This window comes from Klebsiella sp. C360, from assembly GCF_048822415.1.
GTDB classification, from domain to species: domain Bacteria; phylum Pseudomonadota; class Gammaproteobacteria; order Enterobacterales; family Enterobacteriaceae; genus Klebsiella; species Klebsiella quasipneumoniae.
Map to the genome: position 1 here is coordinate 579315 of NZ_JBMEZZ010000001.1, position 24734 is coordinate 604048.

Consider the following 24734-nt stretch of genomic DNA (forward strand, 5'->3'; position numbering starts at 1 on the left):
TATCTTGAGCAAAAAAGCGGCAAAACAAGAAAATCATGCTGCCTTTCATTTAATTTCTCGAGTTTATTCTTGATCCCTGATATAATTAACTTGCTTCAAAAAACATGCATTAAACCTCGAGAATTGTTGTCTTTTAACATATGAATAAGGGGTTATGATGGAAAAAAATAATGAAGTCATTCAGACCCATCCCCTCGTCGGATGGGACATCAGCACCGTTGATAGCTACGATGCGCTGATGTTGCGCCTGCACTACCAGAACCCCGCTCAAGAAAACAGTCATGATGCTGAGATAGGCCAGACGCTATGGCTAACGACGGACGTCGCACGTCAGTTTATTTCAATCCTGGAAGCAGGCATTGCGAAAATTGAATCTGGCGAATACCAGGAAAACGAGTACCGCAGACATTAACGCGGCACGCGGAATGACTTAACAATAAGCTTAACAGGCACCTGCGGGTGCCTGAATTATTTTCGGGCTTGTATAAGCACAGGGAGTTAATTACCCTGCTAACAAGGCAATTACCCGGAACTCACCATGCAATACGATCTTATCATTATCGGCAGCGGCTCCGTCGGCGCCGCCGCTGGCTATTATGCGCGTCGTGCCGGACTCAATGTTCTGATGACCGATGCCCATCAGCCTCCTCACCAGGAAGGCAGCCATCACGGCAGCAGCCGTCTTATCCGTCACGCCTATGGCGAAGGTGAAAAATATGTTCCGCTGGTGCTGCGCGCCCAGCAGCTGTGGGATGAACTGGCCGAGATCAGTGGCGAAGCCGTGTTTGAACGCACCGGCGTCATAAACCTCGGCCCCGCCAGCTCCCCTTTCCTCGCCAACGTTGCCGCCAGCGCCCGTGCGTTCCAGCTTGAGGTGGAAGAGCTGGATGCCCAGGCCGTGATGCAGCGCTGGCCGGAGATACGCCTCCCCGATGACTATCGGGCGATTTTTGAACCCGCTTCCGGCGTACTGCGCAGCGAACTGGCCGTGGAAACCTGGATCCGTCTGGCGCGGGAAGCAGGCTGCGCGCAGCTATTCAACTGCCCGGTCTCGGCTATTCATCACCATGCAGATGGGGTCACCATCGATACTATCGACGGTGAATATCATGGTAAAAAGCTGCTGGTCAGCGCCGGGACCTGGGTCACCCGCCTGCTTCCGGACCTCCCCATCCAGCCGGTACGCAAGGTGTTCGCCTGGTACCAGGCCGATGGCCGTTACAGCAGCAAGAATCACTTCCCGGCCTTCACCGGCGAGTTGCCCAACGGCGATCAATACTACGGTTTCCCGGCGGAAGATAACGAGCTGAAGATTGGCAAGCATAACGGCGGTCAGCCGATCTCCATGCCGCAGGAGCGAGTGGCGTTTGGCGCTGTCGCCAGCGATGGCTCCGAATCGTTTCCGTTTTTGCGTAACGTCCTGCCCGGGATCGGCGGCTGCCTGCACGGCGCCTCCTGTACCTACGATAATACCGTCGATGAAGACTTTATTATCGATACGTTACCCGGCAGACCAGACACGCTGCTCATCACCGGTCTGAGCGGGCACGGCTTTAAGTTTGCCCCGGTGCTGGGGGAAATTGCCAGTCAGTTTGCTCAGGGCGAAGCTTCGAGCTTCAACCTGGCGCCCTTCTCGCTGGCGCGCTTTAACGCGTAATGGAATGCGGCACTTTTGCCGTCGGGCAAAAAAACGGCCTCTGTCGAGGCCGTTAGTGATTGAGAGCGGTTATGCGTCGCCTGTTTAATTTGCTGGTCAATAACGTCCGCGAGCACTTTATGATCTACCTGGCGCTCTGGCTGCTGCTGGCGATCATCGATCTTGTCTGGTTATGGTTTTTCTGACGGCTCAGGATCGAGGATCCCGAGTTTGGTGTTCAGCCGGCCACGGGATTTATTAAAGATTTTATTGCCGTTTTCACGCCCGGCGCGCAGCTGACGCTGCTCCTCTTCCGGCAGCTTATGCTCTTCCATGCAGGCTTCGCTACAGCAGCCGGCAAACTTCTCGGCACAGCTCGGGCACTGGATAAACAACAGATGGCAGCCATCATTCAGGCAGTTGGTATGGGTGTCGCACGGCGCGCCGCACTGATGACAGTGCGCGATAACGTCATTGGAGATCCGCTCGCCCATCCGTTCATCAAAGACAAAGTTTTTGCCAATGAAACGCACCGGCAGCCCCTGCTCACGGGCGCGGCGGGCGTACTCAATGATGCCACCCTCGATGTGCCAGACCTTATTGAAGCCGTTATGCTTCATCCAGGCGCTGGCTTTTTCACAGCGAATACCGCCGGTGCAATACATGACAATTTTCTTGTCTTTATGGTCCTGCATCATTTCAACGGCTTTCGGCAACTGGTCGCGGAAGGTATCCGCTGGGATCTCCAGCGCGTTTTCGAAATGGCCCACCTCATATTCATAGTGGTTGCGCATATCGATAAACACGGCATCCGGATCGTCAAGCATCGCGTTGACCTCCGCCGCCTTGAGATAGTCTCCGACGTTGGAGGCGTCGAAAGAGGGATCGTCGATGCCGTCGGCAACGATGCGGTCGCGCACTTTCAGACGTAGCACCCAGAACGATTTACCGTCGTCCTCGAGAGCGATATTGAAACGCAGCCCCGCCAGCGCCGGATCGAAGCCATTGAGAAACTCACGCAGGGCTTCAACGTTGCTTTCCGGCACGCTGATTTGCGCGTTGATCCCTTCCCGGGCCAGATAGATGCGGCCAAAGACTTTCAACTGGGTTAAGGCAACCCACAGCGCATCGCGGGTCGCTTGCGGATCGACAATGGTGAAATATTTATAGAATGAGATCGTCGTGCGCGGCTCGGTTTCAGCCAGCATTTGCGCCTTTAACGTCTCATTTGAAATGCGGTTGTGTAACACTGGCATGGTGTACCTGCTCGACATAGAAATGAGGAAATAAACGGCGGGCATGATATAGCAAAGCTTATTAATTTACATCCCTACATTTTACGCTACATTTTTCTCACCGGTCGCCCCCCACTTAACAAAACGATGTGGCTGTCGCCGCCTTTGGCTGGCCGGTAAAAAAATGCGATAATATAAGATGTTGCTCACTGATACGGGTATGAAATGACTCATTTGCCTAAATTTTCTCCGGCGCTGCTGCATCCGCGCTATTGGCTGCTGTGGCTGGGTATCGGCCTGCTGTGGCTGGTTGTCCAACTGCCCTACCCGCTGATCTACCGCCTCGGGAACGCCATCGGCCGGCTGGCCATGCGATTTATGAAGCGCCGGGCGAAGATCGCCTATCGCAACCTTGAGCTCTGCTTCCCCGAGAAAAGCGAGCAGGAACGTCACCGGATGGTGGTGATGAACTTTGAATCGGTGGGTATGGGGCTGATGGAGACCGGTATGGCCTGGTTCTGGCCGGTTCGCCGTATCGCCCGCTGGACCGACACCATCGGCTTTGAGCATATTCGCGATGTGCAGGCGCAGCAGCGCGGCATTCTGCTGATCGGCATTCATTTCCTGACACTGGAAATGGGCGCGCGGATGTTCGGTATGAACGAGCCGGGGATTGGCGTCTATCGTCCCAACGATAACCCGGTCATCGACTGGCTGCAGACCTGGGGCCGACTGCGCTCCAACAAGGACATGATCGACCGCAAGGATCTGAAAGGTATGATCCGCGCGCTGAAAAAAGGCGACGTGGTGTGGTACGCGCCAGATCATGATTACGGCCCGACCGCCAGCGTCTTCGCCCCACTGTTTGCCGTAGACCAGGCGGCGACCACCTCCGGCACCTGGATGCTGGCGAAAATGTCCAAAGCCTGCATCGTGCCCTTTGTTCCACGCCGTAAACCGGACGGTAAAGGTTATGAACTGATTATCCTGCCGCCAGAGTGCTCCCCGCCGCTGGACGACGCGGAAACCACCGCTGCGTGGATGAATAAGATCGTAGAGCAGTGCATTATGATGGCCCCGGAACAATATATGTGGCTCCATCGCCGCTTTAAAACCCGCCCCGAGGGGATGCCCTCCCGCTACTGAACCTCTTTCCCGGCCGCGCGCCTCCCGGCCGGGAATCCCCAGCGCTCAGGCTTTACGCTCTGCTTTAGCTTTAAAAGCTCTCCTCCATTGCGGCATTTATTTCCCAGGCGCATAATTAGCAGGCTCATATTTTCTCTTAATTTGACCTGCCGCGCAGGCCAGTGGAACCCTATGTCGTCTGCTGATACCCCCATTAACTGGAAACGAAACCTGACCGTCACCTGGCTTGGCTGCTTTTTAACCGGCGCCGCCTTCAGCCTGGTCATGCCCTTTCTGCCGCTCTACGTCGAACAACTCGGCGTCACCGGGCATAGCGCCCTCAACATGTGGTCCGGGCTGGTCTTTAGCATCACTTTTCTCTTCTCCGCCATCGCCTCGCCGTTCTGGGGCGGACTTGCTGACCGCAAGGGACGTAAAATCATGCTGCTGCGTTCAGCCCTCGGGATGGCCATCGTCATGATGTTGATGGGGATGGCGCAGAATATCTGGCAGTTTCTGCTACTGCGCGCGCTGCTCGGCCTGCTGGGGGGCTTTATTCCCAATGCCAACGCCCTGATTGCCACCCAGATCCCGCGCCATAAAAGCGGCTGGGCGCTGGGCACGCTGTCAACCGGCGCGGTAAGCGGCGCCCTGCTCGGCCCGCTGGCGGGTGGCTTCCTGGCCGACCACTGGGGCCTGCGTACTGTCTTCTTTATAACCGCGGCGGTGCTGTTTATCTGCTTCCTGTTTACCCTGTTTTTAATCCGTGAAAATTTTGTCCCGATCGCCAAAAAAGAGATGCTCAGCGCGAAGGCGGTGTTCTCCTCGCTGCAGAATCCGAAACTGGTGCTCAGTCTGTTTGTCACCTCGCTGATCATCCAGGTCGCCACCGGCTCCATTGCGCCGATCCTGACGCTTTACGTGCGCGATCTGGCGGGTAACGTCAGCAATATCGCCTTTATCAGCGGGATGATCGCCTCGGTGCCGGGCATTGCCGCCCTGATGAGCGCCCCTCGTCTGGGCAAACTGGGGGATCGTATCGGACCGGAAAAAATCCTCATCGTGGCGCTGATTATCTCGGTGCTGTTGCTGATCCCGATGTCGTTCGTCCAGACCCCGCTGCAGTTAGGTATCCTGCGATTCCTGCTCGGCGCCGCGGACGGCGCGCTGCTGCCGGCGGTGCAAACCCTGCTGGTGTATAACTCCACCAGCCAGATCTCCGGGCGGATCTTCAGCTATAACCAGTCATTTCGTGATATTGGCAACGTCACCGGCCCCCTGATCGGCGCCTCAGTTTCCGCCAACTACGGCTTTCGCGCCGTCTTCCTTGTCACCGCAGGAGTGGTGTTGTTTAACGCGATCTATTCGACCCTCAGCCTGCGCCGGCCAGCCGCGGACGCCTCGCAGAACGACCGCCATTCACTAAATTAACGTCCAGAGGGGCTCAGCCCCTTGACGCCTTGCCTGGCGCCTTCTATAGATTGAATCGTGTTCAATTCATATTCTTCTCAGGAGATTCGCTATGCCAAAGGATTCGATGTTCTATGCTACGCTCGAAGAAGCTATTGATGCAGCACGTGAAGAATTTCTCGCCAACAACCCTGACAGCGATGAAGAGAGCGCTAACGTTGAGCAGCTCAATATTCAAAAGTATGTGCTGCAGGATGGCGATATCGCCTGGCAGGCCGAATTTTTTGCTGACGAAGAGGAACAAGGCGAATGCTTACCAATGCTCAGCGGCGAAGCCGCGCAGAGCGTCTTTGATGGGGATTATGATGAGATAGAGCTGCGTCAGGAGTGGCTGGAGGAAAATACGCTTCATGAGTGGGATGAAGGTGAATTCCAGCTCGAGCCCTCGCTGGACACCGAAGAGGGACAGACGGCGGCCGACGAGTGGGACGAGCGTTAATCAGTTATAGGGCCCGTGGCTGGCGTCCAGCGGCAGCAGCAGCGTATCGAAAACCAGCGAGAACGGCAGGTCCAGAATGGTGAGATAGCGCCATCCTGAATCGCGAACGTCCCACTGCACGCCCGGGTAATATTGATTGCCATGCCCCTGCCCGGGCACCGTCCGGCTAATAATGCTGCCGCAGCCGCTAAGCAGCAGCGCCATGGCAATGATAGGTAGTATTCGCATCCACAACCTCGTGTTTCAGATAAAAAAATACCGGCATCGCTGCCGGTATTTTCCTTAACGTACGGCTTATTTCGTTTTCAGCGCCAGCGGGTTAAGCGCCAGCTGCTGATAGGCGTTCACCCACGAGGAGTATTTCTCCGGCGCGGCCCATACGCGATAGTGCAGACGCGACATGGTTACCGGGTCGCTCAACAGCACCAGTCGACGATCGCGGTTCAGCTTATCCGGCGTTTCATTCAGCGCCTGCTCGACATGGCGCTCGCGGGCGATCTCCAGGATATGACCCTGACGGTGGCGCGCGGTGGCCATCGCGGTCGCGAGGGCGTTAAACGACGGGTTAAACACCGCGTGCATAAAGCCATCATCCAGCGAACGCTGACGGTTCAGCGTCAGGTACGCATCGGTATCCTTGAGCACCTGCGGCGGCGAATACTCTTCCGGGATCAGGAACAGCTTCCAGCGCTTGGTACGCAGGCCCACGGTCGCCCGGCTGGAGATCGCCGACACGAACGGCGACAGGATCAGCGATACGACAATCGGCGCCAGCCAGAACAGGAAGCGCAGATCCAGCCATGCCATTCCGACCGCCCATACCAGCCCCAGCAGCAGCTGCGAGCCGTGACGCATAAAGGCTTCTCCCCATGGCGTGGAGTCATCATCACGCTGCGGCGAATTCCACACCACTTCCCAGCCGAGGAAGGCGCTGACCACGAAGACGGTGTGGAACAGCATGCGCACCGGCGCCAGCAGGACCGAGAACAGGACCTCCAGCAGCAGGGAAAGCGTCACGCGGATAAATCCACCGTACTCCTTCGGCCCCTTACACCACACCAGGATGATACTCAGCAGCTTCGGCAGGAACAGCAGCACCATGGTCGAGGCGAACAGCGCAATAGCCAGCTCCGGACGCCACTGCGGCCATACCGGGAACAGCTGACGCGGCTGCAGGAAGTACTGCGGCTCGGTCAGGGCATGCACCACCTGCAACGCTGTCGACAGGGCAAGGAACATAAACCACAGCGGCGCCGACAGGTAGGACATCACGCCGGTAAGGAACACCGCCCGGTGAACCGGGTGCATCCCTCTCACGAGGAACAGGCGGAAGTTCATCAGGTTGCCCTGGCACCAGCGGCGGTCGCGTTTCAGCTCGTCCAGCAGGTTCGGCGGCAGCTCTTCATAGGAGCCCGGCAGATCGTAGGCAATCCACACGCCCCAGCCGGCGCGGCGCATCAGCGCGGCTTCAACGAAGTCGTGCGACAGAATCGACCCGGCAAAGTTGCCCTCGCCCGGCAGCGGCGCCAGCGCGCAGTGCTCAATGAACGGCTTCACGCGGATGATGGCGTTGTGTCCCCAGTAGTGGGACTCCCCCAGCTGCCAGAAGTGCAGACCCGCCGTAAACAACGGACCATACACCCGGGTGGCAAACTGCTGGCAACGCGCATACAGCGTGTCCATGCCCGAGGCGCGCGGGGATGACTGGATGATCCCGGCGTTCGGGTTCGCTTCCATCAGGCGCACCAGGCTGCTCAGACACTCTCCGGTCATCACCGAGTCAGCATCCAGCACCACCATGTAGCTATACTGGCTGCCCCAGCGGCGGCAGAAATCATCGATGTTGCCGCTCTTACGCTTCACGCGACGACGACGACGACGGTAGAAGATCTGCCCTTCGCCCTGTACTTCGGCAATCAGCTCCATCCACGCCTTTTGCTCAGCGACACAGATATCGGGGTTATAGCTGTCGCTGAGGATATAGACGTCGAAATGGGCGGCGTTGCCGGTGGCTTTCACCGACTCCCAGGTCGCCCGCAGCCCGGCGAACACGCGGTCAACGTCTTCGTTACAGATCGGCATAATAAGCGCCGTACGGTGCGCCGGATTCAACGGTTCGTCACCGACCGTCGAGGCGGAAATACTGTACTTATCGCGACCGATCAACAGCTGCAGGAAGCCCATTAACGCGGTCCAGAAGCCGGCGGAAACCCAGCAGAACAGCACCGCGAAGAGGATCAGAATGCCGCTCTGCAACACGTACGGCAGCAGCTGCATGAACGAGACCCACAGGTTCTGCCCCACCATATCGGCCGGGTTGATCAGCGCCCAGCCCTGATAAGGCAGAATGGTTTTCATGTACCAGGTCGCCACCACGGTCTGCGACAGCGTCAGCAGCAACAGGATGTAGCGACGAATGGTGCCGACGGTACGCCATTTTTGCTCGCTCTCGCGTTCTTCTTGCGTCAGGCGGGAGAGATAGCGCGGCGTGACATCGCGTCCGCGCAGACGGTCCCAGAAGCGGCCAACCGGGTTGGTACGCCACGGGTCGGGGATCATCGAGGAGCGCTTGGCTTTCGGCATCGCATGCAGCTGGGTGCGGCCTTCATCATCCTTCACCAGCTGATCGCCAGACAGCGAATCCGGCCAGCTGTGCGCCAGCCGCGCCTTGACCGACCCCAGCGGGGAGTCGTCTTCACGGGCGAAGGTCTGATGTTCGTCATCCAGGGCCTGATGAACGGCCTGCAGGCTGGTGTCCGGCAGCGCCGATTTCTCGGCGTCCGACAGCGGCAATGCGTCAATGTACTTCGTTATCTTATTCATTGGCAGGCAGCTGATAGCTCCAGGTTTCGCTCAACGTGTCATCGCCGTTAACCAGTGCGGCGCGCATTTCCGTCGTTTTCTTCGGATCTTTCACCTTCAAACGCAGGATCATTCGCCAGCCTTTGGTCACCGGATTGTAACGCACGGTATTTTCAACGATTTCAGCGTTATCGCCGGTGCTCGCCTGGGCGGCGACCGGGGTATCCGCCGGCAGTTTTTTCATATCGGCGCCGGTGAAGTCGACAATGAAAGCAATGGTGCCGTCCGGCTGGCGGATCAGGTTCGACTGCTTCACATCGCCGGTAGAGCGGCGGGTCTGCATAACGTACGCGTTATCCGGCGCATGCAGCTTGTCTTCATCGCGGCTGAAGGTGATGGTGTACTTGAAGTTCATCTCCTTTCCCGGCTCCGGCAGCTGATCCGGCGTCCAGTAAGTCACGATGTTATCGTTGGTTTCATCGTTGGTCGGGATTTCGACCAGTTCGATTTTCCCTTTGCCCCACTCCCCTTTCGGGGTGATCCAGGCGCTCGGGCGCAGGTCATAACGATCGTCAAGGTCCTCGAAGCGCGAGAACTGACGGCCGCGCTGCAGCAGGCCGAACCCTTGCGGGTTTTCCATCGCATAGCTGCTGACGGCCAGGTGTTTCGGGTTGTTCAGCGGACGCCAGATCCACTCGCCGTTGCCCGCCAGGATCGACAGACCATTGGAGTCGTGCAGCGCCGGACGATAGTTCAGCGCCGGAGAAGGCTGGTTGGAACCAAACAGGAACATACTGGTGAGCGGCGCCACGCCCAGTTTGCCCACTTTGTCACGCAGGTAAACTTTGGACTGGACATCCACCACGGTATCGCGTCCCGGCATGATCACAAAGCGATAAGCGCCGGTTGCCCGCGGCGAATCCAGCAGCGCATAGATAGTCAGACGCTTGTCGGTAGCTTTAGGACGCTCGATCCAGAACTCACGAAAACGCGGGAACTCTTCGCCGGAAGGCAGCGCGGTATCGATAGCCAGACCGCGCGCGGACAGACCGTATACCTGACCCTGACCCAGCACGCGGAAGTAGCTGGCACCGAGCATGCTGACGATTTCATCGTTCTTATCTTTGCTGTTGATCGGATACAGTACTTTGAAGCCGGCGAAACCAAGGTCTTTCACCGTGTCTTTATCGTGCTGAACGTTACCAAAGTTAAAATAGTCCGGGCTATATTTAATTTTGCGCACGCTGGTGGCCGTCACTTCATTGATGGTGACCGGCGTGTCGAAGTACATACCCTGATGGTAAAATTCAAGCTTGAATGGGGTTTTCTGGTTATTCCAGTAAGCTTTATCGTGATTAAACTGAATTTGCTGGTAGTCCGCGTATTTCATGTCGCGGAAAGCGGAGGGCAGGTTACTCTTTGGCGCTTCATAGCCTTTCCCGGCTAACGTTTTGGCCTCTTTTGCAACGTCATCAATGCTAAATGCCCATGCAGATGAAGTACACAGGGACAACATTACGGCTGCGCTTAACCAACGCATTTTCATCATCTGTGGTTTATGTTTCATATAAGTAAGCACTTCCCCCTTTGTGTGCTTAAATCGATCCGATCTATTTTAATGGAAACTCAGGCAATCCGACAACATAATCCCTGCTTTGTTCAGCGTAGCGGCGCAGGGAATAAACAGTTCGCAGTCCCGTTTGCACTTTGCGTGCTTATCCTGGAGACAGGTACCCCGAGTTCATGTAGGGTTGCTGATAATGTAAGCGTTATCATCTTGAGTGATAAGACGAATTATCTGAGATTGTCGTGAATCGTATGAATAATACTCCGGTACAACGTGAATATTTTTTCGACAGCATCCGCGCCTGGCTGATGCTGCTGGGGATCCCTTTTCACATTTCGCTGATTTATTCCAGCCATAGCTGGCATGTCAACAGCGCAGAGCCCTCGTGGTGGCTGACGCTGTTTAATGATTTCATTCATGCCTTCCGCATGCAGGTCTTCTTCGTGATCTCCGGCTATTTCTCCTACATGCTGTTCCTGCGCTACCCGCTGAAAAAGTGGTGGAAAGTGCGCGTCGAACGGGTCGGTATTCCGATGCTCACCGCCATCCCGCTGCTGACGCTGCCGCAGTTTATTATGCTGCAGTACGTCAACGGCAAGGCGGAAAACTGGCACACCCTTTCGGGGTACGACAAATTCAACACCCTGGCGTGGGAGCTCATTTCCCACCTTTGGTTTTTGCTGGTCCTGGTGGTGCTGACCTCGCTGGGGGTGGTGCTGTTTAAATGGCTGACGCGCCGCCCGGCTCCGGGCGCTCACGCATTCGGTGACACTGTCACCATGGGCCAGCTGACGATGATTTTCCTCGCGCTGGGGGTGCTTTACGCGCTGATCCGTCGGTCATTGTTCGTGATCTACCCGCCCCTGCTGAGCAATGGTCTGTTTAACTTTGTGGTCATGCAGACGCTGTTCTATCTGCCCTTCTTTGTGCTGGGGGCGCAGACCTTTATTAACCCGCGCTTAAAGGCGATGTTCACCACCCCGTCGCCATGGTGTTGCGTGGCGTCACTGCTGGGATTCATCGCTTACCGCCTGAACCAGCAGTATGGATCTGGCGACGGTTGGATGTATGAAACGGAATCGGTGATCACCATGGTGCTGGGGCTGTGGATGGTAAATGTGATCTTCTCGCTCGGCCATCGCCTGCTGAATTTCCAGTCGGCGCGGGTGACCTACTTCGTCAATGCTTCGCTGTTCATTTACCTGGTGCACCATCCGCTGACGCTGCTGTACGGGGCGTGGATCACCCCGGCCATTAAGTCGAATACCTTAGGCTTTATTGGCGGGTTGGTTTTTGTGGTGGGGATTGCCCTGATCCTGTATGAAATTCATCTGCGTATTCCGCTGCTGCGTTTCCTGTTCTCCGGTAAACCCATGAGCAAACCGGCAAAAACCCCGGCCTCGGCCAGCTAACCTTTAGCCTTTGCGGCACGCCAGGCGTGCCGCGCTACGCTTGCTCATCAAACAGCCGATCGAAGATCATATTATACAGGGCTTCTAAATCCGCTTTATCGACCGGAGTGGAGGCGCTCAGCTCACAGCGGTAGGCTGCCCCCTCCGTCAGAACGGCGATGAGCTCTGAAGCAGCATTGCGTCGCGCATCGCTGAGACCGGGATGATAGCGCTGCGACAAACGGCCGCCCTCCTCTTTCAACCTCCGATCGGCCTGCACCAGGATTTCGCGCAAGCGTGGGTTACGCGAGGCTTCGGCGTTGATTTCCATCAACAGATAATTGTCGCTTTTGGTGGCTGCCGAAGTCGGGATCCTGCCGGCCAGCACCGCCGCTTTGCGCGCCAGATTGTGGTTCTCATCGATCATCTCCCCGACCCTGGCGTTGACGATTTCGCTGACAATCGCTTCGATGATCGCTTCCTTGCTGGCAAAAATGCGATACAGCTGACCGACGCTCAGGCCCGCCTCGCGGGCGATATCAGCGACAGAGGCGCCATGCAATCCCTTTGTCGCAAAACATCTTTGCGCAGCGGCAACGATCTCCGCGCGGCGCGCCTGCTGCTTCTGCTGTACTTTTCCTTCCGACACCTGCTCCCTCCTGCAATCCATCATTCCTGTCAATACCGGCGGTTATCATAGCCTATTCTGCGGAATCAGGGGTATGCCGCCAGCAGGCGACGATAGATAGCCGCCGTTTCCTCGTCGAAACAGACGAACAGGACCCGTTCAAGCGGGTTATAGCGGGTGAGAAACGCGGTCACAGTGCGCACGGCGATCGCCGCCGCTTCCTCTTTCGGATAGCCATACACGCCGGTGCTGATCGCCGGAAACGCAATGGAGCGATAATTGTTTGCCGCCGCCAGCTGCAGGCTGTTTTTGTAGGCATCGGCCAGGGTTTGCGCCTCCATGCGGTCGCCGCCGTGCCAGACCGGGCCCACGGTGTGGATCACCGCGCTGGCGGGAAGATCGCCCGCCATCGTGATCACCGCATGACCAGGGGGACATTCGCCCTGCTGCTGCAACACTTGCTTGCAGGCCGCCAGCAGCGCGGGACCGGCCGCCCGGTGGATCGCGCCATCCACCCCGCCGCCGCCCAGCAGCGAGGGGTTTGCCGCATTCACAATCACATCGACATCAAGCGTCGTAATATCGCCGAGAATTACTTCAGGTTGAACAGCCATTTCTCCTCCTGTCGGCATAGCGCGTAGATACGGCTTTCTGCCGATACTAGGGCATACCCGCCCCCGGGAGCAAGATTATCCCGCCGCGCCGGCGACAAGAAGGTAAAAAAAACAGGACCCTGAGGGTCCTGTTGCTATTATCGTCCCGCCGCTCAGGCGTTGTCATTGGCGAACGATTTATGCTTATCCGCACGGGCCGCCAGCCACAGGCCACTATTTTTCATGGCATAGCCAAAGACCAGGCCCAGCGCCAGAGAAGGGATAACCAGACGCCAGTCGCCGTCTGCCGCGAAGGTCGCGCAGGCGCCGATAAAGGTGCCGGGGACAAACGACAGCAACGTCTGTCGCGCCTGGATGCACATCAGAAAGGCCACGACGCCGGTCATCATATAGCTGAGGATCTGCAGCTGCGGGGCCAGCGCGCTACCGTGGATAATCACCAACGCCCAGACCACGCCGCTCATTACCGTACAGGAGGAGATGGCCAGACCTTTCAGACCGCCCTGCGGGCAGGCGAAATAGGCGGTACAGCCGAGGAAACCGGCCCAGCTCAGCAGGCCGAGGGCGACCGCCACCCATCCCCAAATCCCGGAGAGAATGCCCGTCGTTAATGCGATTGCGAAGAGTATGTTCATGGCGCGTATCCTAGCAGATACGCGCCGGAAGAATGCGATCTAAAACACACTAAATGAATGAACCTAATTTCAGTTACATTCAAATGGTGACTTAAATCACACTTTATTGCTCATCTTCTTCCTGAAGCTCATCCCACATCGCGGCGATGGCGTCGCGGGTCAACGGCGCCATCGTGCGCCAGAACGCTGTGTGCGCATGCGCTTCGACTTTCCCCAGCATTGTCCCGCACCACGGCAGGATATAGTCGGCAAACAGGCGCTCCAGCGTCTCGCTCTGCTCTTCTGTGGCATGATCCTCCAGCCAGGAGGCGGCCAGCAGCAGCGATCCGAGATGATCCGCCGGACCTTCTCCCGTCGGGATGCCATGCTCGCTCAGAAAAGCCCGGACCTCCGCTTCCGAGGAACCCTCCACCCACGCGCTACGGTACGGCGGGACGCTGCAGGCTTCACCGACGAACAGCGCATTATAGTCCGTCGCCAGGGACTGCATTTCACAGCTTTTCTGCAGACGCGCCAGCAGCTCGTCCTGTTCCAGCGGCCAGCTGGCGGCCAGTTTGCCCTCGCGGATCAGGGTAAACAGCGGCACCAGCAGCGGGTCCTGCGGTTGACGGTAATACAGCGAACCCAGCACGCGGCAGAGGATTGAAAACTCGTTCATTCAGTTATTCCAGTTATACAAATTAAAGGTCAGCAAATTCCGGGATCGCCGGCATACCACGCGACTCGAGGAAGTCGAGCAGGCGACGCGGAGAAACGTTGAGGATCCTCTCCTCCGGGAAATCGACAGCATCGAGGATCTTGCGGCATTCGGTAAACTCTCCGAGGGTAAACGCAGTGTGAGAGTCCGAGCCCAGCGCCACCCACCCTCCGGCGTCGCGCACCGCGGCGGCGATGGCCCGGCAGTTATCTTCACTGCCCACGCGCGATGAAACGAAAGAGGAGTTATTGATCTCCAGCGCCACCTGGTAATGGGCCGCCGCTTCGGCAATGGCCGGGATATCCACCGGGAATTTCGGATTACCCGGATGGCTAATCATATGCACTTTACCGCTGGCCATCGCGGCAATCATCGCCTGCGTATGGGTGGCGCTATCCTGCGGCGGAAACACCGGCTCGTGGAATCCGGCGATGATCAGATCGAGCGACGTCAACATCGGCCCGGAACAGTCGATCTCGCCTTCGATATTTTTAATATTCGACTCAATTCCGCGCAGGATCCCCACACCGTCCACCAGACGGGGCCAGATGCGCATATTAACGAAATGCCAGTAGTGCGGAGCATCCGCCATGTCCGGGCCGTGATCGGTAATGGCGAAGAGTTTGATCCCTTTACGCTTTGCTTCCGCAATATAATCGTGCAGGGTGCTGTAGGCGTGGGTGCTGGCGACGGTATGCATGTGCAGGTCAACGGGATACATCACATTCTCCTCTTCTGTTTGCCGCAAGAATAGCAGGAATCCGGGCGCTTGATTAGCAAAAACCCCGCCGTGGCGGGGTTTGCTTACCTTAATAACCGCGCTGACGATCGACCTGACCGCTAACCGGTTCCCCTCGCTCCAGGCGGCTAATGGTCCCGGCGATGTAGGCAATGGCCTCCATCGGGCGGGTGACTGCCGCCACGTGGGGAGTCATAGCCACCCGCGGGTGCGCCCAAAGCGGGCTCTCCTGGGGCAACGGTTCGCGACTGAAGACATCGAGCATTGCCCCTTTGAGCTTACCGCTGTTCAGCGCCGCCAGCAGATCTTCTTCAACGACATGCACGCCGCGGGCAAGGTTTAGGACATAGCTCTCATCCGGCAGTTGCGCCAGCAGCGTCTGGTTAATAATGCCGACGGTTTCAGCGGTGTTCGGCAGCAGGTTGATCAGCACGCGGGTCCCCTGCAGGAATGTGCCCAGCTCGGCCTGGCCGGCAAAGCTCTGCACCTGCGGCCAGGATTTGCGGCTACGGCTCCAGACGCGAAGCGGGAATCCCCAGGGTTGCAGGCTTTCCGCCACCTTCGCTCCCAGCACGCCGGCGCCCATAATCCCGACGGTGAAATCGTCGGCAAGATACTCAGGCAACGGCTGCCAGCGGGACGCCAGCTTCTGCGCCTGATAGTCATCGAACCGGCGGAACCAGTGCAGAACCTGGCTCACCGCATACTCCTGCATCTGCCGTCCCATGCCGGTATCTTCAAGACGAAACAGCGGGATCGACAGGGGCAGCATATCCGGATGATCGCGCAGCTTACTGAGGATCGAATCCACCCCCGCCCCAAGGGCGAACACGGCCTTCAGCGCCCTGCCCTGCAGCATCTCTACCGGTGGATGCCAGACCAGGGCATAGTCCGCCGGCTGGTTATCGCCCGCTTTCCATTCGCGCACTCGCGCGCCGGGTAACTGCTTTTCCAGCTCTCGGATCCAGTATTGGGTATCAAAGGTCGGATGGTAAAAAATAATCTCCATAGGGGCTCCTGATAGCAAACGCCCGGGGCAGGTTAATGCTGGCGTCTTATTTTACTCATTGTTTTCTATTGGTTTGCCAGCATAGCAAATTTCCCCTTGTCGCAAAGTGAAAAGGGAGTGGCGACAAAAAAAACGGATTTCGCACGTTTAAGGAGCAAGTTGTTCGAAGTTTGTCTAAACGCGCTGATTTTGCAAAAAGTTGATTGACGGGCGATACGTATTTCCCTACATTAGCGCCCGTTCCCGACAACAACGGGAAAGACAATATGGTGAGGTGTCCGAGTGGCTGAAGGAGCACGCCTGGAAAGTGTGTATACGGCAACGTATCGGGGGTTCGAATCCCCCCCTCACCGCCATATTTTAAGAAGAGCTCGTACGCAAGTTCGGGCTTTTTTTTCGCATGTGGCACCCCCTTGGGGGGGGATGAGAACCCCCGACCGGGGTTCGACAACTGGCGCAGCCACCTGGACAGACCGCGAGCCTGCGAGCGGGCTGCCCCGCAGGGGCGAGCGAAGCGAGTCAATCCCCCCTCACCGCCATATTCGAGATGAGAGCCTGTACGCAAGTACGGGCTCTTTTCTTTTATATTCTCCGCTGGGGGGACGCCCCCCGGGAAAAGCGAATCCCGAAGCTAATCCTCCTCCATTCGCTGATACTCTTCGATGAGGTAATCCACCAGCGCTCTAACGGAGGGCAGCAGCCCGCGCCGGGAGGCAAATACCGCATGGATCACTTCCCGCCGCGGCTGCCACTCATCCAGTACCACCTCTAACTCCCCTGACGCCAGCTGATCGCGCACCATCAATAAAGGAAGCTGCACCACCCCCACGCCGGCTATCGCCGCCTCGCGCAGCGCCAGCATATCGGTGGTCACCATTCGCGGCGTGAAATACACCTCCGCCCTTGCCCCTTCAGGCCCGGTAAGCTGCCATTTATGCTGATGCTTGTTCGCCCCCAGGCTGAGCCCCGGCCAGTCGCTCAGCTCAGACGGCGCCTGCGGGCGTCCGAGCCGGGAAATCAGCTGCGAACTGGCCACCAGACGGTGCCCGCGGTCCGCCAGCACGCGCATCACCAGGTCGCTGTCCTCGATTGGCCGGGGACGGACGCGGATCGCCACATCAATGCCCTCACCGACCACATCCACCCGGCGGTTGGTCGCCTCAAGATGCAATGTTACCCCGGGATAGCGCGCCATAAATCGCGCCAGCATCGGTCCGATATGGACATGCAGCAAGGTGACCGGACAGGTGATCCTGACGCTGCCGCGCGGCTCGGCGCGCAGCGTGTCGACCGCCTGCTGCGCCGCCTCGGCCTCAATCAGCATCGCTTTGCAATGCTGGTAAAAGGTCTGCCCGACCTCGGTGACCGCGAACTGGCGAGTGGTTCGCTGAATCAAACGCACGCCCAACCGCTCCTCGAGTTGCGCAATACGGCGGCTGAGCTTGGATTTCGGCTGGTCAAGCGCTCGCCCCGCCGCGGCGAAACCGCCATGATCCACGACCTGGACAAACCAGGCGAAGTCATTGAGATCCTGCATCCTTCCTCCATTGTTCCATTTTTGGAACAGTATAGGTCATTTTTGCTTACTACCGCACACGTCGTCCCGGATATAAGCTTATTCACATCAGATACCGATACACAGGAGAAAGCCATGAAACAGATTACAGGAGTCTACACCGCGCCTGCACAGCATTGGGTAGGCGACGGCTTCCCGGTTCGTTCGATGTTTTCCTATCAGACGCACGGCCAGCAGTTGAGCCCCTTCTTACTGCTCGACTATGCCGGGCCGTACACCTTCCCGGCAGGCAGCGATAAACGCGGCGTCGGTGAGCATCCGCATCGCGGATTCGAAACCGTCACTATCGTCTACGCCGGTGAAGTAGAGCATCGTGACTCCACCGGACGCGGCGGGGTGATCGGCCCAGGCGACGTGCAATGGATGACGGCCGGCGCCGGGATCCTGCACGAAGAGTTCCACTCGGAGGCCTTCACCCGCAGCGGCGGCGAGCTGAAGATGATCCAGCTGTGGGTCAACCTGCCCGCCAAAGACAAAATGACGGCCCCCGGCTACCAGAGCATTACCGCCGGGACAATCCCCACCGCCGCGCTGGCGAATGGCGCCGGACAGGTTCGGGTTATTGCCGGCCAGTATGACGACGTCAGCGGCCCGGCCCATACCTTTTCACCGCTTAACGTGTGGGATCTGCAGCTGAATCAGGGGCACGACCTCACGCTTCGCCAGCCGGAAGGCTGGAGTACTGCGCTGGTGGTACTGGAAGGGGAAGTGATCATCAACGGTTCAGAATCCGCCCGCGAAGGCCAGCTCGCCGTCCTGAGCCAGGCAGGAGACGCACTGCACCTGGAGGCAACAACCCAGGCAAAAGTTCTGCTGATGGCCGGCGAACCGCTGCAGGAGCCGATTGTGGGCTATGGCCCCTTTGTCATGAATAACAAAACACAGATCGCAGAAGCCGTTCGCGATTTTAACAGCGGCCGCTTTGGCCAAATCTAACTCATTGAGGTGAATACTATGTCTACTCCCGCTAACTTTAACGGTGCTCGTCCGGTGATTGATGTCAACGATACCGCCATGCTGTTGATTGACCACCAGAGCGGCCTGTTCCAGACCGTCGGCGATATGCCGATGCCAGAGCTGCGCGCTCGCGCCGCCGCGCTGGCGAAGATGGCCTCGCTTGCCGGGATCCCGGTGATCACCACCGCTTCCGTGCCGCAGGGGCCGAACGGTCCGCTGATCCCGGAGATTCATGAGAACGCGCCGCATGCGAAATACATCGCCCGTAAAGGCGAGATCAACGCCTGGGATAACCCGGAATTCGTCGCCGCGGTGAAAGCGACCGGTCGCAAAACGCTGATTATCGCCGGGACCATCACCAGCGTCTGCATGGCCTTCCCGGCGATTGCCGCCGTCGCCGACGGTTATAAAGTGTTTGCCGTGATTGACGCTTCCGGCACCTACAGCAAAATGGCGCAGGAGATCACCCTGGCTCGCGTGGTACAGGCCGGCGTAGTGCCGATGGATACCGCCGCCGTCGCCTCTGAGCTGCAGCGTACCTGGAATCGCCCGGACGCCGCAGAATGGGCGGAGGTGTACACCAAAGTCTTCCCGGCCTACCAGCTGCTGATCGAAAGCTATAGCAAAGCGCAGGACGTCGTGAAGAATAACGAACAGCTTGATTCCCAGCGCTAAAACGCCTGCCCCGCTACGTCGCAGCGGGGCGTTGTTCATTGCGTGAGCGGTCGGTAAAGAAAGAAGAAATTATGCTTGACCGTTTAAACGCAACTCCCTATAGTAGCGCCCCGTTGCCCACCCAAGGTGAGCAGCAAGACAATATGGTGAGGTGTCCGAGTGGCTGAAGGAGCACGCCTGGAAAGTGTGTATACGGCAACGTATCGGGGGTTCGAATCCCCCCCTCACCGCCATATTCAAGATGAGAGCCTGTACGCAAGTACGGGCTCTTTTCTTTTATATTCTCCGCCGGGGGGGATGAGAACCCCCGACCGGGGTTCGACAACTGGCGCAGCCAGTTGGACAGACCGCGAGCCCGCGAGCGGGCTGCCCCGCAGGGGCGAGCGAAGCGAGTCAATCCCCCCCTCACCGCCATATTCAAGATGAGAGCCTGTACGCAAGTACGGGCTCTTTTCTTTTATATTCTCCGCTGGGGGGGGATGAGAACCCCCGACCGGGGTTCGACAACTGGCAACGCCAGTTGGACAGACCGCGAGCCTACGAGCGGGCTGCCCCGCAGGGGCGAGCGAAGCGAGTCAATCCCCCCCTCACCGCCATATTCGAGATGAGAGCCTGTACGTAAGTACGGGCTCTTTTCTTTTATATTCTCCGCCGGGGGGGATGAGAACCCCCGACCGGGGTTCGACAACTGGCAACGCCAGTTGGACAGACCGTGAGCCTGCGAGCGGGCTGCCCCGCAGGGGCGAGCGAAGCGAGTCAATCCCCCCCTCACCGCCATATTCAAGATGAGAGCCTGTACGTAAGTACGGGCTCTTTTCTTTTATATTCTCCGCCGGGGGGGATGAGAACCCCCGACCGGGGTTCGACAACTGGCGCAACCACCTGGACAGAACGAAAAAGACAATCCGAATGAAACTATCTCACTTCACGTCACTGGGATTTGTTAAGCAAAAATAAAACCAGATTCGCCATATCCTCTGCATAGGTATCATAGTCATCTTGCGCGAGTGATGCATTGTTAATATGATATTTCCCTGAAACATAAAAAGAAGGCGTACCACTTACTTTCATTTTTTCGACCAGATTGTCCTGTCTGGCAATTAAAGCTTTTACCATAAAATTACTTTGCATTTCGGCATATTTCTCGGACGTAATGCCAAGTTGATTAAATACCTTAACAATATCAGCTGTCGTTTTAATATCACGCTTAACCTGTAAGCCTTCAAACAATAACTTTTCCACCTTGCCATCTACCCCAGCATATTGTGCTACGGCCCATGCTTCTGTTAATGCTGGTCCTAAAGGTCCCATCTGGCTGACATGGTATTTTTCCAGTTTCATATCGGCGGGCAGGCGCTTTCTGATAGCTGTATCAACATTGATGCGCTCTGCAAACGCATAACAAGGTCCGCAGTAGAAGGAAAAAAACTCAACCAGTTGCGGCGGTTGCTTAACAGTAGAATTAATGACAGTGAAGTTTTTCCCTGCCTGATAATCTTTACTATAAGCAGCAGATGACAACCCCACCATCAAAATAGTAATTAATAACTTGATAACTTTCCCATGTACGACCATAGTGCTTCCCTTACAAGTATCCATACAATTAAATGAGTAAAACGGCGTAAGACGAAAGAAATTATTAGAAAGGCGCTTATGTATAGCAAAGCAGATATTCTTGTATTACAGAGAAGAAATTCTATCACCTACAGCGATGGATCCCTCAAAACAGAAATTTTATCCGCACTTCAGACTGTCGCAAAGATAAAACAACAAAGCCCGGGCTAGCCCGGGCCTTGCTCACAGTATGACGATCAATAATAGGCTTTCAGCGTCCGCTGGCAGAGGGCCGAGCGCACGCAGTCATCGGTGGTGAAACGCACGATGCCGATCATCTCGTCTTCCTCAAAACGCGCCAGCGCATCACTTAGGCCAGATCTCACACCAGAGGGCAAGTCGCACTGGGTGATATCGCCATTGACGATGACCGTCACGTTCTCCCCGAGGCGGGTTAAAAACATCTTCATTTGCGCTGCGGTCACGTTCTGGGCCTCGTCCAGAATCACCACCGCATTTTCAAAGGTACGTCCGCGCATATAGGCGAACGGCGCGATTTCCACCTTGCCGATTTCCGGACGCAGGCAGTACTGCATAAAGGAAGCCCCCAACCTTTTCACCAGCACGTCATAAACCGGTCGGAAATAGGGCGCGAACTTCTCGGCGATATCTCCCGGTAAGAAGCCGAGATCTTCGTCGGCCTGCAGAACGGGACGGGTAACAATAATTCTGTCCACATCCTTATGGATCAGCGCTTCCGCTGCCTTCGCCGCACTAATCCAGGTCTTGCCGCATCCGGCTTCGCCGGTGGCGAAAATCAGCTGTTTATTGTCGATGGCATTCAGATAATGCGCCTGAGCCTCATTGCGCGCCTCAATTGGGGAAGTATCACGGCTGTCCCGCGCCATGCCAATTGCTTCTACGCCACTCATTTGCACAAGCGATGTGACCGATTCTTCTTCACGCTGCTTATGACTGCGTGAATCCCGTCTCAGCACACGTTTTGCTTCACGACGAGCTTTGATCACTGCTTTTTGTCTTCCCATGGATAGCACCTTGCGTTGTAGGTTTACATCACACGCGTCAACATCGACGCGACTATGCGCACGAACGATTGAGGTTTGGCTTCCTTGTAAGCCATTGCTTGCCGGTAGAACTGACAACGAGTCGCGGCTACGCGCACCGCGTACCCTGCCAAGGTGATAATAATTCGAAGCGGAGGGAGAAAGAGTGAGAAAATCGCTGCCGGAAGCGGGGCTTCCGTGCTGAAGAGTACGGTCTGTGGTTTTACGTTGTCCGGTACGGGACCTTACCATTCGCGATCTCCATAGTGAAACGTCACACTGCCGGGAACTACCGCGTATGTAATAAGTACATCAAAAAAGATTCTTAATGCAACTTATTTTTCACAATGACGCAACAAATAGTTCTTAAGCAAGTGTAGGAGACTATCGGTCATTTGTATTACAGAAATATAACACATGGCAGGAAATATAAGAAAAATGAGAAAAACAGCAGAAAACGCCCTGCCCTTGCGGACAGGGTCGGTATCAGGCCTGCAGCAGCGTCTGTCCCAGGTAGTGCTTGTCATCCACTACGCCGGGTAAAACAAAGAAGTAGCCCCCGCCAATGGGTTTGACGTACTCCTCCAGCGCCTCGCCGTTAAGCCGTTTCTGCACCGTCAGAAAACCCTTTTCCAGATCGTGCTGATAGCAAACGAACAACAGCCCCATATCCAGTTGCCCGGCGTTAGTGACGCCCAGCGAATAGCTGTAGCCGCGGCGCATCATCAGGCTGGACTGGGTTTCCGGCGTGCGAGGATTGGCCAGACGAATATGGCTATCCAGCGCGATCGTCTCGCCGCCAGGATCGTTGCTGTAATCCGGGGTATCGTGCTCGTTTTTCATCCCCAGCGGCGCTCCGGTGTGTTTGTCGCGGCCAAAGATCGTCTGCTGCTCTTTCAGCGGCGTCCGGTCCCAGAACTCGACGTGAAACTGGATGATGCGCGCCGCCTGATAGCTGCCGCCCACGGCCCAGGCCGGCTCGTCCTGATCCGCCGTTACCCACACGACCTGATCCATCAGCGCGCTGTCATGGCTCGCCGGATTAGCGGTGCCGTCTTTGAAACCCAGCAGGTTGATGGGGGTCTCTTTGCCTTTGCTGCGCGCCGCGCTATCGGAGATAAACCCTTCCCGCTTCCAGCGCACGCTGAGCAAATCCGGCGTATGTTTGATGACATCGCGCAGGGCGTGGATCACCGTATCCTGAGTATTGGCGCAGATCTGCAGCAGCAGGTCGCCATGGCACAGGGCGGCATCCAGCGAATCATTGGGGAAGCGAGTCATCGGCTGCAGTTTTCTCGGCACTTTATCCGCGAGACCAAAGCGCTCATCAAACAGCGAATGGCCGACCGAGACGGTGATGGTCAGGTTATCCGGGGCAATCCACGGCCCTAAGATGCCGGAATCCATCGGCGGCAGCCGGGGATTAGGCGTATCGGGCGCCGGGCCGCCGTGGGTTAAAAAGGCGATACGCTGGGTCAGCAGCCGGAACAGACGCTCGAGGTCGGCTTTATCTGACGCCAGCACGTCGAACGCCACCAGCATCATCGAGGCCTGCTGCGGCGTCAGAATGCCCGCCTGATGCCGGCCGTAGAATGGCTGTTTTTCCTGACGCGCGTCGGGTGCGAGCGTCCCGGGGGAGCTTTCCGCTTTTGCCGCATGCGCCACCGGGCAACCGCCGGTGATGGCCAGCGCGCCGCCAAGCGCGCCGATCCCTTTCAGTAAGCGACGACGTGACGGCTCGTTCACGTCGTGTGGTTTCTGTTGTGCCATCGACTTAGTCCAGACCCAGGATCCCGCGCAGCTGAGCCAGATCTTCCGCCAGGGTGGTGATCGGCCCTTTCAGCGCATTACGGTCAGCGGTGGTCAGCTTATCGTAAGTTTCGAAACCGTCTTTGGTGCGGTATTTGCTGAGGATACTGTCCACTTTCTTAAAGTTGGCGTCCACTTTCGCCAGCAGCGCGCTGTTCTCTTTTTGCAGCTGCGGGCGCAGCAGGTCGACAATTTTCTGGGCACCGTCAATATTGGCCTGGAAGTCCCACAGGTCGGTATGGCTGTAGCGATCTTCTTCACCGCTGATCTTGCTGGCCGCGACTTCTTCAATTAATCCTGCCGCACCGCCCACGACTTTTGACGGCGGGAACGCCAGCTCGCTGATGCGTTTTTGCAGCTCCAGCACATCGCTGTTCAGCTGATCGGCATATTTTTCCATGCCCTTGACGCTGTTATCGCCAAACAGCGCCTTTTCCAGACGGTGGAAACCGGTGAATTTCGGATCTTCCGCTTTTTTCTCGAAATCGTCTTCGCGGGCGTCGATGCTGCCGTCAAGGTCAGAGAACAGCTCGGCGATCGGCTCGATGCGCTCGTAATGCTGGCGCGTCGGGGCGTACAGCGCTTTCGCTTTTTCGATATCGCCCGCTTTCACCGCGTCGGTAAAGGCTTTGGTGCCGCTGACCAGCTGCGCGGTTTCCGCCGTCACATAGGCTTTGTAAGCGGTGATCGCTTCGCCGAGGCTCAGCACCGCATCGGCTTTCGCCGCGTCTTTGGTGGCGGCGCCGGTGACGATCAGTTTGCCTTTCGGGTTGGTGAGCAGGCCGCAGGTCATGTCATATTCGCCCGGCTGCAGGTTCGCGGTGAGCTTCTGGGTAAAGCCCGGCGCGATGTTCTCACGCTCTTCCACCACCATTACCCCTTTCAGAATCTCCCACTCCAGCGCTTTCTGGCTGTGGTTCTGAATAATAAACTGGGTTTTACCCGCGTTAACGGTCACCTGCATCGGCTCGCACTGTTTATCGTTGACGGTGACTTTGACCTGCGGGATATCCGCAGCCTGAGCACCGAATGCAGAGCAGAGCAGCGCGGCCACGGTCACCCGCAGCGCATTACGGCGAAAATGAATCATCATGATCATCCCTTTCGGTAAG

24 protein-coding genes, 2 tRNA genes and 3 other RNA genes are annotated in these 24734 nt (G+C 57.1%); 14 read left to right on the top strand and 15 right to left on the bottom strand.

The window, feature by feature from the left end:
* Positions 1–157 precede the first annotated feature (157 nt).
* The 3 genes from bssS (at position 158) to ACOI7D_RS02995 (ending at position 1842) form a co-directional block, all read left to right on the top strand.
* Complete coding sequence (bssS, locus tag ACOI7D_RS02985; protein WP_023289124.1) at positions 158–412, top strand: biofilm formation regulator BssS; 255 nt, start codon at positions 158–160, stop codon at positions 410–412.
* Positions 413–538: 126 nt separating this feature from the next.
* On the top strand, positions 539–1657 hold the full coding sequence (gene solA / locus ACOI7D_RS02990; RefSeq protein ID WP_109547547.1) for an N-methyl-L-tryptophan oxidase: 1119 nt from the start codon (positions 539–541) through the stop codon (positions 1655–1657).
* A 71-nt stretch (positions 1658–1728) separates the two neighbouring features.
* Positions 1729–1842 (top strand): DUF2770 family protein, encoded by a 114-nt coding sequence (locus ACOI7D_RS02995; RefSeq protein ID WP_004204539.1) that lies wholly within the window; start codon positions 1729–1731, stop codon positions 1840–1842.
* Here ACOI7D_RS02995 and ACOI7D_RS03000 read toward each other — a convergent pair.
* Positions 1828–2892, bottom strand: a complete 1065-nt coding sequence (locus ACOI7D_RS03000) for a rhodanese-related sulfurtransferase (RefSeq protein WP_023289122.1) — start codon at positions 2890–2892, stop codon at positions 1828–1830. The genes ACOI7D_RS02995 and ACOI7D_RS03000 overlap by 15 nt on opposite strands.
* Before the next feature lie 204 nt (positions 2893–3096).
* On the opposite strand from ACOI7D_RS03000, the gene ACOI7D_RS03005 reads away from it, so the two are divergent.
* The 3 genes from ACOI7D_RS03005 to ACOI7D_RS03015 all read left to right on the top strand — a co-directional run bounded on the left by ACOI7D_RS03005 (position 3097) and on the right by ACOI7D_RS03015 (position 5905).
* A complete protein-coding gene (locus tag ACOI7D_RS03005; protein ID WP_044522065.1) occupies positions 3097–4017 on the top strand; it encodes a Kdo(2)-lipid IV(A) acyltransferase in 921 nt (306 codons plus the stop codon).
* Positions 4018–4188: 171 nt separating this feature from the next.
* Positions 4189–5427, top strand: a complete 1239-nt coding sequence (gene mdtG / locus ACOI7D_RS03010; RefSeq protein ID WP_244341707.1) for a multidrug efflux MFS transporter MdtG — start codon at positions 4189–4191, stop codon at positions 5425–5427.
* Between the two features lie 91 nt (positions 5428–5518).
* Positions 5519–5905 carry a MysB family protein gene (locus ACOI7D_RS03015; protein WP_002898981.1) on the top strand — a complete coding sequence of 129 codons (387 nt, stop codon included), beginning with the start codon at positions 5519–5521 and terminating at the stop codon, positions 5903–5905.
* Here the strand turns inward: ACOI7D_RS03015 and ACOI7D_RS03020 are convergent, their stop codons facing one another.
* From ACOI7D_RS03020 to mdoG, 3 genes are all read right to left on the bottom strand, one after another.
* Entirely contained in the window at positions 5906–6133 is a 228-nt protein-coding gene (locus ACOI7D_RS03020; protein ID WP_004204534.1) for a YceK/YidQ family lipoprotein, read from the bottom strand.
* 66 nt (positions 6134–6199) lie between these two features.
* Positions 6200–8728 (bottom strand): glucans biosynthesis glucosyltransferase MdoH, encoded by a 2529-nt coding sequence (gene mdoH / locus ACOI7D_RS03025; RefSeq protein WP_032452426.1) that lies wholly within the window; start codon positions 8726–8728, stop codon positions 6200–6202.
* A complete protein-coding gene (gene mdoG / locus ACOI7D_RS03030) occupies positions 8721–10274 on the bottom strand; it encodes a glucans biosynthesis protein MdoG (RefSeq protein WP_004140751.1) in 1554 nt (517 codons plus the stop codon). Before mdoG ends, mdoH begins: the two co-directional genes overlap by 8 nt.
* 251 nt (positions 10275–10525) lie before the next feature.
* Between mdoG and mdoC the strand changes: the two genes are divergently transcribed.
* A complete protein-coding gene (gene mdoC, locus ACOI7D_RS03035) occupies positions 10526–11686 on the top strand; it encodes a glucans biosynthesis protein MdoC (RefSeq protein ID WP_023289117.1) in 1161 nt (386 codons plus the stop codon).
* A 34-nt stretch (positions 11687–11720) separates the two neighbouring features.
* Here the strand turns inward: mdoC and ACOI7D_RS03040 are convergent, their stop codons facing one another.
* The 6 genes from ACOI7D_RS03040 to ghrA all read right to left on the bottom strand — a co-directional run bounded on the left by ACOI7D_RS03040 (position 11721) and on the right by ghrA (position 15987).
* Complete coding sequence (locus ACOI7D_RS03040) at positions 11721–12314, bottom strand: TetR/AcrR family transcriptional regulator (protein ID WP_044522059.1); 594 nt, start codon at positions 12312–12314, stop codon at positions 11721–11723.
* 65 nt (positions 12315–12379) lie between these two features.
* Entirely contained in the window at positions 12380–12907 is a 528-nt protein-coding gene (ymdB, locus tag ACOI7D_RS03045) for an O-acetyl-ADP-ribose deacetylase (RefSeq protein WP_023289115.1), read from the bottom strand.
* A 152-nt stretch (positions 12908–13059) separates the two neighbouring features.
* A complete protein-coding gene (locus ACOI7D_RS03050) occupies positions 13060–13542 on the bottom strand; it encodes a DUF1097 domain-containing protein (RefSeq protein ID WP_044522057.1) in 483 nt (160 codons plus the stop codon).
* 103 nt (positions 13543–13645) lie between these two features.
* A complete protein-coding gene (locus ACOI7D_RS03055) occupies positions 13646–14200 on the bottom strand; it encodes a TorD/DmsD family molecular chaperone (protein ID WP_023289113.1) in 555 nt (184 codons plus the stop codon).
* A 22-nt stretch (positions 14201–14222) separates the two neighbouring features.
* On the bottom strand, positions 14223–14960 hold the full coding sequence (locus ACOI7D_RS03060) for a phosphatase (protein ID WP_048334661.1): 738 nt from the start codon (positions 14958–14960) through the stop codon (positions 14223–14225).
* Positions 14961–15048: 88 nt separating this feature from the next.
* Complete coding sequence (gene ghrA / locus ACOI7D_RS03065; protein ID WP_109547549.1) at positions 15049–15987, bottom strand: glyoxylate/hydroxypyruvate reductase GhrA; 939 nt, start codon at positions 15985–15987, stop codon at positions 15049–15051.
* A gap of 268 nt (positions 15988–16255) precedes the next feature.
* Between ghrA and ACOI7D_RS03070 the strand changes: the two genes are divergently transcribed.
* A tRNA-Ser gene (locus ACOI7D_RS03070) sits at positions 16256–16343 on the top strand.
* A 275-nt stretch (positions 16344–16618) separates the two neighbouring features.
* Here the strand turns inward: ACOI7D_RS03070 and ACOI7D_RS03075 are convergent.
* Complete coding sequence (locus tag ACOI7D_RS03075; RefSeq protein ID WP_109547550.1) at positions 16619–17524, bottom strand: LysR family transcriptional regulator; 906 nt, start codon at positions 17522–17524, stop codon at positions 16619–16621.
* A 114-nt stretch (positions 17525–17638) separates the two neighbouring features.
* Between ACOI7D_RS03075 and ACOI7D_RS03080 the strand changes: the two genes are divergently transcribed.
* The 6 genes from ACOI7D_RS03080 to ACOI7D_RS03105 all read left to right on the top strand — a co-directional run bounded on the left by ACOI7D_RS03080 (position 17639) and on the right by ACOI7D_RS03105 (position 19972).
* Entirely contained in the window at positions 17639–18499 is an 861-nt protein-coding gene (locus ACOI7D_RS03080) for a pirin family protein (protein ID WP_023289110.1), read from the top strand.
* Between the two features lie 18 nt (positions 18500–18517).
* A complete protein-coding gene (locus ACOI7D_RS03085; RefSeq protein ID WP_002898927.1) occupies positions 18518–19195 on the top strand; it encodes an isochorismatase family protein in 678 nt (225 codons plus the stop codon).
* Positions 19196–19340: 145 nt separating this feature from the next.
* A tRNA-Ser gene (locus tag ACOI7D_RS03090) sits at positions 19341–19428 on the top strand.
* Positions 19429–19471: 43 nt separating this feature from the next.
* Positions 19472–19609, top strand: a non-coding RNA gene (locus ACOI7D_RS03095) — RtT sRNA.
* A 44-nt stretch (positions 19610–19653) separates the two neighbouring features.
* Positions 19654–19791: non-coding RNA, RtT sRNA (locus tag ACOI7D_RS03100), on the top strand.
* Between the two features lie 43 nt (positions 19792–19834).
* Positions 19835–19972, top strand: a non-coding RNA gene (locus ACOI7D_RS03105) — RtT sRNA.
* A gap of 153 nt (positions 19973–20125) precedes the next feature.
* Here ACOI7D_RS03105 and ACOI7D_RS03110 read toward each other — a convergent pair.
* The 4 genes from ACOI7D_RS03110 to efeO all read right to left on the bottom strand — a co-directional run bounded on the left by ACOI7D_RS03110 (position 20126) and on the right by efeO (position 24715).
* Positions 20126–20770, bottom strand: coding sequence for a DsbA family protein (locus ACOI7D_RS03110; protein ID WP_023289109.1), 645 nt, complete (start codon positions 20768–20770; stop codon positions 20126–20128).
* A gap of 236 nt (positions 20771–21006) precedes the next feature.
* Positions 21007–21795, bottom strand: a complete 789-nt coding sequence (gene phoH / locus ACOI7D_RS03115) for a phosphate starvation-inducible protein PhoH (RefSeq protein ID WP_002898923.1) — start codon at positions 21793–21795, stop codon at positions 21007–21009.
* 504 nt (positions 21796–22299) lie between these two features.
* The gene (efeB, locus tag ACOI7D_RS03120; protein ID WP_023289108.1) at positions 22300–23583 is read right to left on the bottom strand and encodes an iron uptake transporter deferrochelatase/peroxidase subunit; all 1284 of its coding nucleotides are present in this window, start codon (positions 23581–23583) and stop codon (positions 22300–22302) included.
* A 4-nt stretch (positions 23584–23587) separates the two neighbouring features.
* Positions 23588–24715 (bottom strand): iron uptake system protein EfeO, encoded by a 1128-nt coding sequence (efeO, locus tag ACOI7D_RS03125; protein ID WP_023289107.1) that lies wholly within the window; start codon positions 24713–24715, stop codon positions 23588–23590.
* Positions 24716–24734: the final 19 nt, after the last annotated feature.